The organism is Sphingobium sp. KCTC 72723 (genome assembly GCF_014280435.1).
Lineage (GTDB): Bacteria > Pseudomonadota > Alphaproteobacteria > Sphingomonadales > Sphingomonadaceae > Sphingobium.
This window is the reverse complement of the sequence record NZ_CP060388.1, coordinates 3,308,340-3,319,378: the sequence shown is the minus strand read 5'-3', so window position 1 is coordinate 3,319,378 and position 11,039 is coordinate 3,308,340. Positions and strand designations below refer to the sequence as shown.

Here is an 11,039-nt window from a genome sequence, read left to right as displayed (position 1 = left end):
CCGGCTCCTTGCCCGTGCTTCAGCGCAGCGGCAGCGCGGAAAGTTCGGCGATCTTGAGCTTGCCCAATTGCGCCATATGCACCTCGTCCGGGCCGTCGGCCAGGCGCAGGTAGCGCGCGCTCATGAAGGCCTGCGCCGGTGGAAAATCGCTGCCCATGCCGATGCCGCCGAACACCTGCATCGCCCGGTCGGCAACCAGCTGGGTCATGCGCGGAGCAACGATCTTGATCGCGGCGATCAGATCCTTGGCGACCTTGTTGCCATGTCGGTCCATCGCGTCGGCGGCCTTGAGCGTCAGCAGCCGCGCCTGTTCGATTTCGCAAAAGGACAGGGCGATGTCCTGCCGTATGCTGCCCTGATCGGCCAGCTTGCGGCCGAACGCCGTGCGGCTGTCGACGCGGCGAGCCATATATTCCAGTGCGCGCTGCGCCTGCCCGACCAGCCGCATACAATGGTGGATGCGGCCCGGCCCCAAGCGCCCCTGCGCAATTTCAAACCCGCGCCCTTCGCCCAGTATCAGGTTGCTCTTTGGCACGCGGACATTGCGGAAGATCATTTCCGCATGGCCGCTGGGCGAATGAAGCGCGTTCATCACGTCGAGCGGGCGGACAATCTCTATCCCCGGCGTGTCGGCGGGGATCAGTATCTGCGAATGTTGCTGGTGGCGCGGGCCGTCATTGGGCGTGCGGCCCAGCAGGATATAGATTTTGGTCAGCGGGTCGAGCGCGCCGGAAATCCACCATTTGCGCCCGTTGACGACATAGTCGTCGCCGTCGGCAACGATGGTGGTGGCGACATTGGTGGCGTCGGACGATGCGACGTCCGGTTCGGTCATGACATAGCAGGACCGGATTTCTCCGGCCAGCAACGGCTTCAGCCATTGTTCCTGCTGATCGGGCGAACCATAGCGCGCCAGCACTTCCATATTGCCGGTGTCGGGTGCGGCGCAGTTGAAATATTCCGATGCGCCGAACACCCGGCCCATCAGTTCGGCCAGCGGCGCATATTCCAGATTGGTGAGGCCAGGACTCCATGCGCCATATTCATGCGGCAGGAACAGGTTCCACAGCCCCGCCGCGCGGGCCTTCGCCTTGATCGTCTCGGTTCCGGGCCACCGCTTCCAAAGGTTCGCCGGATCGTGATGGAAATGGTCCCGTTCCTTTTCGATCGGATAGACATGGGCGTCCATGAAATCGGTCACCTGCGCGCGCAACGCCTTCACCTTGTCGGAATAGTCGAAATTCATGGGGATAGTCCTTGTGGAAAAGGGGAAGGGCAGCGGTCAGGTCAGCGTCAGGCCGCCATCCACGATCAGGGTCTGCCCGCAAATATAGCCAGCCAGCGGCGAGGCGAGGAACAGCGCCACCCCCGCCATTTCGTCCGTCGACCCGAAACGGCCCATCGGAATCCGCGACAATGCCCGGTCGCGCCGTTCTTCATTGTCCATCGTCACCTTGGTCATCTTGGTATCGACCAGGCTGGGGGCGATGCCGTTGACGCGGATGCCATCGCCGGCCCAGGCGATGGCCAGCGCGCGGACCAGATTGACCGCACCGGCCTTCGACGCGGCATAAGCGGGGTTGGCGAAGGTCGCCTTGAATGCGCCGATGGAACTGACCGCGATCACGCTGCCCTTCGCGGCGGCCAGCGCTGCGTGGCACAGGTTGGAGATATGGAGGATGGAATCCAGGTTGATCGCCATCACTTTGTCCCATCCCTCCGCCGCAAACTCCTTGCGGCGATAAAGGACGGACCCTTGCGAATGGATCAGCACGTCCAGCGCATCGAACGGCACCGGGGCAGCGGCAATGGCGGCGGCATCGCTGACATCCACCTGGCTATAGCCCAGCCCCTCAAGGTCGGACCCTTCCTCCCCTGCATAGTCCGCCGCGCTTGGCCGCGTCCCCCACACATGCACCGCCGCGCCGCGCGCCCGGAATGCCTGCGCCATGGCATTGCCGATGCCGCTCGATCCGCCGACCACCAGCACCGTCTTTCCGGTAAAGTCGAGTTCGTTGCCCAAGGGGATGCGTCCTTCCTGCATGTCAGCGGATCAGCGCCTGTGCGCGTTCGAAGAGGTGGATGGCGCGGCCGTGCAGCTTGTCGCCCGTTTCGCGCGGCGCCTTGCCCGCGCAGGCCCGCGCATGAGTGCCTTCCAGCAATATGCCCAATTTGTAGCAAGCCAGGACATGATACCAATCGACCGCCGACAGGTCGCGCGCCGACGCGGCGGCATAGCGCGCCACCAGATCGCCCGCCGCCGGGAAACCGTCCCATGGCGTGACCGTCACCGTGCTGGCCCCGCTGCCATCCGGCCATGTCGCCAGCACCCAGCCCAGGTCGAGCAGCGGATCGCCGATCGTCGCCAGTTCCCAGTCGATGATCGCGGCCAGCCCCGGCGCGTCATGGCGATACATGACATTGGCCAGGTGATAGTCGCCATGCATGATGCCGGGGGTAAAGGCCGCCGGGCGGTGCCGTTCCAGCCAGTCGCCGACCATCGCGACCGAAGGCAGCGCATCCGGCCCGGTCCAGCCGGCAAATTCGCCATAGCCCGCCAGTTGCGTGCGCCAGCGATCGACCTGCCGCCCCAGGAAATTGTCGGGCTTGCCAAAGCCGTCCAGCCCCACCGCGCGATAATCCACCGCGCCCAGCGCCGCTATGCCATCGACCAGCGCCAGCCCCATGGCATGGCGGATGTCCGGTGACCCGGCATGGGGCTGGGGCAATTGGCCCACCGGATTGAAGCCATCGACTGGCTCCATCAGATAGAAGGCGACGCCCAGCACACTTTCGTCGCCGCAATCGGCGATCAGGCCGGGATGCGGCACATTGGTATCGGCCAGCGCGCGCAACACGCGGGCTTCGCGGCGCATCGTTTCATTGCTGGTCGGGCGGGGGTGCAGCGGCGGGCGGCGGAACACATAGTCGCGCGCCGAACGGGTCAGGCGCAGCAGGATGTTCTGCGTCCCCCCCGCAAGCGGCGTGACATGAGTGATGGGACCAGAGCCAAGCCCCTGTCCGTCCATCCACCGCGCCAGCGACTCGATGTCCACCGCTGATTCCACCTAGGCATCCCTCGCTTTTACCGACTGTTGACCGTCGATTAGATCAAATGGATAATGCGCTTGACGAAAGTGGATTGCAATGAGAAATTGCACACATGGTCAGACTTCAACTTGCCAAGGCCGATGATGCCATGCGGGGAAACGCCGCCGATCAGATCAAGCAGGTCGCCATGCGCCTGTTTGCGCAACGGGGCGTGGACGGCGTTACCGTGCGCGAAATCGCGGCGGCGGCGGGGCAGAAGAATCACGGCGCGGTCGGCTATTATTTCGGGTCGAAGGAAGCGCTTGTCCGCGCCCTCGTGATGGACGGGGCGATGGCGCTGGACCGGGCGCGCAACGATACGCTGGACGCGATAGAGGCGCAGGGTGGCCCGGCGACGATTCGCGTGGTGATCGACATATTGGTGCGGCCCGTGCTGGCGCTGCCGGACGATCATTATGTCCCGTTCGTCGTCATTTTCGCGATGACGCACCGCGACATGATGCTGGACGCGATCGACCCGGCGTGGAACCGTGCCTATGGCCGCTGCCTCGATCATCTGCGCCGCCTGACCCCGCATCTGACCCCCGCGCTCCAGAATCAGCGCTTCGTGTTCATGGGTGCCTATATCAGTGCGATATTGTCCGCGCGGCAGCGGGCGCTGGCCGATCATAGCCGGGATCATCCGATGTGGGGCAGCGATGTCAGCCTCGAACATTTCCTCCAGTCGCTGGTGGCGCTGGTGTCGGCACCGGTCGATCTGCCGCCTGCGATGCTGGCGGACATGGGGCAACCGATCCATGATCCGCCTGGCCCGGTCGGCTAAGCGCGCAGAAAAGAACAAGCAGAACAAAGATATATGGAGCAGGAACGATGGAAGCAGGCAACAGGATCGGCGAGGATGCACAGGCGACGGCATGGCTGCTCGACGCACCGCTGGGCGATCTGCTGGCCGCCGCCGCTGCGCTGCGCGACGCGGGTCATGGCCGGGTGCAAAGCTGGTCGCGCAAGGTCTTCCTGCCGCTGACCCATTTGTGCCGCAACCTTTGCCATTATTGCACGTTCACCCAGCCGCCAAAGCCCGGCGAAAATGCCTATATGACGCGCGAGGAAATCCTGGCTGTCGCGCGCGCTGGGCAGGCGGCCGGTTGCACGGAAGCGTTGTTCACGTTGGGCGACAAGCCCGAACTGCGCTTTGCCGCCGCGCGCGATGAACTGGCGCGGCTGGGCCATGGCAGCACCCTGTCCTATCTGGCCGAAATGGCCGCGCTGGTGCGCGACGAAACCGGGCTATTGCCGCACATCAACGCAGGCGTCATGACGCGCGAGGAAATGGCGATGCTGCGCCGCGTGTCGGTGTCGCAGGGGCTGATGCTCGAATCAGTGTCGTCACGCTTGTGCCAGAAGGGCGGCCCGCATTATCGCTCCCCCGACAAGGAGCCGGTCGCCCGGTTGGAAACGATAAGGCTGGCGGGCGAACTGCGCGTCCCTTTCACCACGGGCATATTGATCGGCATCGGCGAAACCCGCACCGAACGGATCGAAGCGCTGGAGGCGATCCGCGACCTGCATGATGGCTATGGCCATATTCAGGAAGTCATCGTCCAGAATTTCCGCGCAAAACCGCGCACGGTGATGGCGGACGCACCCGAACCGGACATGGACGACCTGCTCTGGACCATCGCGGTCGCGCGGCTGATCCTTGGCCCGAACATGAATATCCAGGCACCGCCCAACCTGTCGGCGGCTGACTTTCCGCGCCTGGTCGCGGCCGGGATCAACGATTGGGGCGGAGTATCGCCGGTCACGCCGGACCATGTGAACCCCGAAGCGCCCTGGCCCGAAGTCGAACGGCTGCGCATGGCGACCGAGGCGCAGGGTCGGATGCTGGTCGCGCGCCTGCCGGTCTATCCTGGCTATGCGCAAGATAATGACCGCTGGCAGGACGCGGCCATGACCCGCCATGTTCTGGCGCATAGCGATGCGGCTGGCTTCGCGCGGGAAGACGCATGGTCGCCGGGCATCCCGCTGGAACCGCGCGTGCTGCGCCCCTCCACCTTGCCGGTCGATCCGGCGATCGCGGGGATCGTGACCCGCGCCATGGACGGCGATCTGCTGGACGAAGCGGACATCGCCACCTTGTTCACCGCCCGCGAAGCGGACATGGACCATGTGTGTGAAAGCGCCGACGCGCTGCGCGCACGGGAAATGGGCGACTGCGTCACCTATGTCGTCAACCGCAACATCAACTACACCAATATCTGCGTCTATAAATGCAGCTTCTGTGCCTTTTCCAAGGGCGACAAGGCGCAGCAGTTACGCGGCAAACCCTATGACCTGGACCTGGCAGAAGTCGTCCGCCGCACGCGGGAGGCTTGGGACAGGGGCGGCACCGAAGTCTGCCTGCAAGGCGGCATCCACCCGCACTATACCGGCGACACCTATCTGGGCCTAACCCGCGCCGTGCGCGCTGCCGTGCCGGACATGCATATTCACGCTTTCTCACCGCTGGAAGTGTGGCAGGGCGCGGCAACTCTAGGCCTGCCGCTCGATACCTATTTGCGACAATTGCAGGCGGCGGGGCTGGACACGCTGCCCGGCACGGCGGCGGAGATACTGGACGATGAGGTGCGCGCCCTCATTTGCCCGGACAAGCTGACCACCGACCAGTGGATCGAAGTGATCGAAACCGCCCATCGCGTCGGTTTCCGCACCACTGCAACGATCATGTTCGGCCATGTCGATACGCCGGGCCACTGGGCGCGCCACCTGATCCATATCCGCGACCTGCAACGCCGCACCGGGGGCTTCACCGAATTTGTGCCGCTGCCCTTCGTTCATATGGAAGCGCCGATGGGCCTGCGCGGGCAGGCACGCCATGGCCCGACCTTTCGTGAAGTGCGGCTGATGTACGCCGTCGCCCGGCTGGCGCTGCACCCTCATATCCGCTCGATCCAGGCCAGTTGGGTGAAACTGGGTGCCGAAGGCGTCAAGACTTGCCTGCAATCGGGCGCGAATGATCTGGGCGGCACGTTGATGAACGAAAGCATCAGCCGCGCGGCCGGCACCCAGCACGGGCAGGAAATGCCGCCCGCCGCCATGGAGGCGCTCATCCTGTCGATCGACAGGATCCCGCGCCAGCGCAGCACGGCTTACACGGGAATCGCCGATGATATTCACGCACGCGGCATGGCTGCGGCGGAACTTACCCCCATGGTCCTGACTCCGCCCAAAAAGCGGCGCGCGACACAAGAACAACAGGAGAGGTTGGCATATGCAGAATGAGACATTGGCGACGATCGCCGTCCTTGGCGGAACGGGCAAGGAAGGCGGCGGGCTGGCCCTGCGCTGGGCGCATAAGGGGCACCGCGTCATCATCGGCAGCCGCACGGCCGAACGGGCGCAGGAGGCGGCCGATGCCATGAACGCTACCCTTGGCAGCGAAGCGGTCAGCGGCGCGGCCAACCCGGATGCTGCGGCAGCGGCGGACATCATCGTGCTGGCGGTCCCCTATGCGGCGCAGCAATCGACCGCGCGCGAAGTGGCCGCCGGGCTGGCGGGCAAGATAATGATCGACGTCACGGTCCCGCTCGTCCCGCCAAAGGTCAGCCGGGTGCATCTGCCCGAAGGCGGCTCCGCCGTCGAAGCGGTGCAGAAGATGCTGGGCGATGGCGTGCGCGTCGTGTCCGCATTCCAGAATATCAGCGCCCATCACCTGACCAAACTGGACGAGGAAATCGAATGCGACGTGCTGGTCTGCGCCGATGACAGCGAAGCGGCCGAAACCGTCGTCGCGCTGGCGCAGGAAATCGGCCTGCGCGCCTGGAATGCCGGGCCATTGTGCAATTCGGTCGTTGCAGAAGGCTTGACGTCGGTGCTGATCGCCCTCAATCGCCGGTACAAGGTGCCAGGATCCGGCATCCGCATCACGGGGGTCTGAATATAACGCCATGATCGTCGAACCGGCTGCCGTGACATTATTGGCCCTGGGCAATGTCCCCATGGTGCAACCGGGGGACGATCTGGGCGCGATCCTGATCGCCGCGCTGGATGGCGGGGGACAGGTTTTGCGCGACGGCGACATCATCGTCATCGCGCAGAAAATCGTGTCGAAGGCGGAAGGGCGCGCGGTGCGGCTGGCCGATGTCACGCCGTCACCCCGCGCGATCGAACTGGCGGCACAATGCGACAAGGATGCCCGGCTGGTCGAACTGATCCTGTCGGAAACCGACAGCGTCATGCGGGTGCGGCGCGGCGTGCTGGTGGTGCGGCACCGGCTGGGGCTGGTGCTGGCCAATGCCGGGATCGACCAGTCCAACATCGCGCAGGATGGCGATGGCGTCGCCCTGCTGCTGCCCGTCGATCCCGACGCCAGCGCAGCGGCGTTGCGCGACCGTCTGGCCGCTCTTAGCGGGGCGGACATTGCTGTCGTCATCATCGACAGTCTGGGCCGGGCTTGGCGCAAGGGGACGTGCGGCATCGCCATTGGCGTTGCGGGCATGGCCGGGCTGCTCGACCTGCGCGGGGTGCCGGACCTGCATGGCCGTCCGCTCCAGACCAGCGAATTGGGGCTGGCCGACGAAGTTGCCGCCGCCGCGTCGCTGGTGATGGGGCAGGGGGGCGAAGGCCGCCCCGTCGTGCTGGCGCGCGGCATCGCGCGCGGCCCGGCAAGCGGGTGCGCGGCGGACCTGATCCGCGAACCGGCGCTGGACCTGTTTCCATGAGCGTATTGGCACTGGCAGGCGGGGTCGGCGGCGCGAAACTCGCCAATGGGCTGGCGGCCATCCTGCCGCCCGGCACGCTGACCATTGCGGTCAATACCGGCGATGATTTCACCCATCTGGGCCTGACCATCTGTCCCGACATCGACAGCGTCACTTATGCGCTGGCGGGCCTGAACGATACGGTACGCGGCTGGGGCATGGCCGATGAAAGCTGGGCGTTCATGGCCGCCCTGCGCGATCTGGGCGGGGAGGACTGGTTCAATCTGGGCGACCGCGACCTTGCCACCCATGTCCTGCGCACGCACCTGCTGCGTGATGCGCCGCTGTCCGCCGTTACGGCGGACCTCACCGCGCGCCTCGGCATAAAGCAGGCCGTCGTGCCGATGAGCGACGATCCCGTTGCGTCCATCATCGAAAGCGACCGGGGCGACCTGAATTTTCAGGATTATTTTGTCCGCTACCAATGCGCGCCCCGCTTCCACGCCATCCGGTTCGCGGGCGCGGCGCAGGCCCGGCCCGCGCCCGCAATTCTCGCCGCGCTGGACGATCCGGCACTCGAAGCGATCATCCTCTGCCCTTCCAACCCCATCCTGTCGATCGGGCCGATCCTGGCCGTGCCGGGGATGCGCGAACGGATCGCCGCGCGGCGTGTTCCCTGCGTCGCGCTGTCGCCCTTCATCGCGGGTCAGGCGGTGAAGGGGCCGGCGGCCAAGATCATGGGCGAACTGGGCCTGCCGACCACGCCCGCCACCGTCGCGACGCATTATGCCGGGCTGATCGACGGGCTGGTGGTCGATGATGCCGATCTGGGCGCGGGTGCGCCGGTCGGCGTCGCGTTCCACGGCACCAACATATTGATGCGCGACCCTGCCGACCAGCAACGGTTGGCGCGCGAAGTCATGGCCTTTGCCCGGACATTGGCACAGGCCGGGCCATGACCCTGTCGATCCTGATCCCGGTCCGGTCCTTCGCCTATGGGAAAACGCGCCTTTCGCCGGTGCTGACCCCGATGGAGCGGGCCGCGCTGGGCCGGGATTTCCTGCGCCATGTGCTGGGCGTGGCCCTGCACCCGACGCTCGGCGCGCAGGTCCATGTGATCAGCCCCGATGCCGATGTTCTGGACCTGGCCAGTGAGCAGGGTGCCACCGTCCATCGGGACGGCGCGGACGGCCACAACCCCGCGCTCGACCACAGGCTGGCGCGTTTGCCCGCCGACCGGCCCGTGCTGGTCCTCAATGTCGACCTGCCGCTGCTGAGCGTCGAGGACATATTGGCGATGGGCATAGAGGCCCGCACCGCCGACATCGTGCTGGCCACCGATCATGCGGGGCGGGGGACCAATGCGCTGTGGCTGGTCCGCCCCGGCATCATCCCCATGGCTTTTGGTCCGGGCAGCCGGGCGGCGCATGAACGGGCGGCGCAACTGGCCGGCGCGACGCTGGCCGTCATTGCCCGGCACGGGCTGGCGCAGGATATCGACCTACCCGACGATCTCAAATTCCTGCCCCTTCGTGCATAATTGCCTTGGTCCTGACGGTGATCCGGCCTATAGGTAAAATCTGCATTAAAGGATATAATTGGGAGGATCGAGCATGGCGCAGGCCTATATCGCCGCCGTGGCGCGCAGCGCCGGTGGCAAACGCGGCGGACGACTGGCAGGCGTGCATCCCGCCGACCTTGGCGGGCGGGTGCTGGCGGCGCTGGTGGCGCGCAGCGGGATCGACCCGGCAGCGGTCGAGGATGTCGTCATGGGCTGCGCCTGCCCAGGTGGCGAGCAGGGCGCGAACATCGCCCGCAACGCCGTGCTGGCGGGCGGCCTGCCCGAATCGGTCCCCGGCACCCATGTCGATCGGCAATGCGGATCCTCGCAACAGGCGCTCCACTTTGCCGCCGCCACGGTCATGGCGGGCATACAGGACGTGGTGATCGCGGCGGGCGTGGAAAGCATGACTCGCGTGCCGATGGGCCTGCCCTGGACGCTGGCGGCCAAGCATGGTTTCGGCACCTACCGCAGCCCCGGTATCGAGGCGCGCTATCCCGACACTCCGTTCAGCCAGTTTGGCGGCGCGGAGATGCTGGCGCGCAAATATGGCCTGACCCGCGACATGCTGGACGCCTATGCCCTCGACAGCCATCGCCGGGCCGCTGCCGCTGTTCAGGGCGGCAAGTTCGACGCGGAAATCGTGCCGCTCGATGTCGTCTCGGCGGAAGGCGAAGCCATGGTCCATGCCGTCGATGAAGGCATCCGTTTCGACGCCACGTTGGAACGCATTGCCAGCGTCAAGCTGCTGACCGAAGGCGGCGTCATCACTGCCGCCAATGCCAGCCAGATTTGCGACGGCGCGGCGGCTCTGTTGGTCGTCAATGAAGCGGGACTGAAGGCCCACGGACTCACCCCGCTGGCGCGCATCCACCAGATGACGGTGCTGGGCCACGACCCGGTCATCATGCTGGAAGCGCCGATCCCCGCGACCCGGCGCGCGCTGGCGAAGGCCGGAATGCAGATGGGCGACATCGACCTGTATGAAGTCAATGAAGCCTTCGCACCCGTCCCACTCGCCTGGGCGCAGGCGATGGAGGCCGACCCGGCGCGGATGAACGTTCATGGCGGCGCGATTGCGCTGGGCCATCCGCTTGGCGGGTCAGGGGCGAAGCTGATGGCGACGCTGGTCAGCGCCCTGCATGATCGCGGCGCCCGCTACGGGCTTCAGACGATGTGCGAAGCGGGCGGCATGGCGAACGTCACTATCATAGAACGGCTCTGACTCGTGGCGCGCATCTCCCTCCCGCCCGGTGATGGGGAGGAGGGCGCGCGTCTATGGTCGCTCCGCCCAGACCTTGGCCACGCCGTCCGCGCCTTCGGCGACACATTGCAGGCAGGCGCGCTTTTGCCCGTCCGCGTCCGCGAAGCCGCCCGCATCCGCATCGCCCTCATCAACGGCTGCATCCCCTGTCAGGACACGCGGGTCGAGGATATGGAGCGGCATGGGCTGAATAATGATTTCTATGTCCATGTCGCTGTCGCGGAACGGCGCGGCGATTATGGCCATCTTGAAGCATTGGCGATTGATTTTGCAAAGAGATTTTGTGTTGGACAGCCCGCGTTCGACGATGATTTCTGGGGAAGATTGACGACAGCCTTTTCTCCCGACCAACTGGTCGAACTGGCGGCCCATTGCGCCAAATGGCTGGGGCTGGGCCGCCTGAACGCAGTGATGGAAATCAGCCAGTCCTGCCCCATCCGCATCCCGGCGGGGCAGGGCTGAA

The 11,039-nt window shown here is 65.7% G+C and carries 11 protein-coding genes; 8 read left to right on the top strand and 3 right to left on the bottom strand.

Translation table 11 applies throughout. The annotated features are described in order from the left end of the window. Positions 1–19 precede the first annotated feature (19 nt). Genes SPBM01_RS16135 through SPBM01_RS16125 form a run of 3 tightly spaced genes read right to left on the bottom strand, consistent with a single transcriptional unit; the run spans position 20 to position 3,056 of the window. A complete protein-coding gene (locus SPBM01_RS16135; protein ID WP_188062624.1) occupies positions 20–1,246 on the bottom strand; it encodes an acyl-CoA dehydrogenase family protein in 1,227 nt (408 codons plus the stop codon). A 36-nt stretch (positions 1,247–1,282) separates the two neighbouring features. After that, positions 1,283–2,023, bottom strand: coding sequence for an SDR family NAD(P)-dependent oxidoreductase (locus SPBM01_RS16130; RefSeq protein WP_188062623.1), 741 nt, complete (start codon positions 2,021–2,023; stop codon positions 1,283–1,285). Between the two features lie 22 nt (positions 2,024–2,045). After that, positions 2,046–3,056: a phosphotransferase family protein gene (locus SPBM01_RS16125; protein WP_262504217.1), complete on the bottom strand. Its 1,011-nt coding sequence runs from the start codon at positions 3,054–3,056 to the stop codon at positions 2,046–2,048. A 107-nt stretch (positions 3,057–3,163) separates the two neighbouring features. On the opposite strand from SPBM01_RS16125, the gene SPBM01_RS16120 reads away from it, so the two are divergent. The 8 genes from SPBM01_RS16120 (at position 3,164) to SPBM01_RS16085 (ending at position 11,038) form a co-directional block, all read left to right on the top strand. Next, positions 3,164–3,874: a TetR/AcrR family transcriptional regulator gene (locus SPBM01_RS16120; protein WP_188062621.1), complete on the top strand. Its 711-nt coding sequence runs from the start codon at positions 3,164–3,166 to the stop codon at positions 3,872–3,874. Between the two features lie 47 nt (positions 3,875–3,921). After that, positions 3,922–6,333 (top strand): 5-amino-6-(D-ribitylamino)uracil--L-tyrosine 4-hydroxyphenyl transferase CofH, encoded by a 2,412-nt coding sequence (cofH, locus tag SPBM01_RS16115; RefSeq protein ID WP_188062620.1) that lies wholly within the window; start codon positions 3,922–3,924, stop codon positions 6,331–6,333. Further along, complete coding sequence (gene npdG / locus SPBM01_RS16110) at positions 6,323–6,988, top strand: NADPH-dependent F420 reductase (protein WP_188062619.1); 666 nt, start codon at positions 6,323–6,325, stop codon at positions 6,986–6,988. Before cofH ends, npdG begins: the two co-directional genes overlap by 11 nt. Before the next feature lie 10 nt (positions 6,989–6,998). Next, positions 6,999–7,772, top strand: coding sequence for a coenzyme F420-0:L-glutamate ligase (gene cofE / locus SPBM01_RS16105; protein ID WP_188062618.1), 774 nt, complete (start codon positions 6,999–7,001; stop codon positions 7,770–7,772). Next, a complete protein-coding gene (cofD, locus tag SPBM01_RS16100; protein ID WP_188062617.1) occupies positions 7,769–8,710 on the top strand; it encodes a 2-phospho-L-lactate transferase in 942 nt (313 codons plus the stop codon). Before cofE ends, cofD begins: the two co-directional genes overlap by 4 nt. After that, positions 8,707–9,291 (top strand): 2-phospho-L-lactate guanylyltransferase, encoded by a 585-nt coding sequence (gene cofC / locus SPBM01_RS16095; RefSeq protein WP_188062616.1) that lies wholly within the window; start codon positions 8,707–8,709, stop codon positions 9,289–9,291. The genes cofD and cofC overlap by 4 nt, the downstream gene beginning before the upstream one ends. A gap of 73 nt (positions 9,292–9,364) precedes the next feature. Then, positions 9,365–10,537, top strand: a complete 1,173-nt coding sequence (locus SPBM01_RS16090) for an acetyl-CoA C-acetyltransferase (RefSeq protein WP_188062615.1) — start codon at positions 9,365–9,367, stop codon at positions 10,535–10,537. 3 nt (positions 10,538–10,540) lie between these two features. Next, the gene (locus tag SPBM01_RS16085) at positions 10,541–11,038 is read left to right on the top strand and encodes a carboxymuconolactone decarboxylase family protein (protein ID WP_188062614.1); all 498 of its coding nucleotides are present in this window, start codon (positions 10,541–10,543) and stop codon (positions 11,036–11,038) included. Position 11,039: the final 1 nt, after the last annotated feature.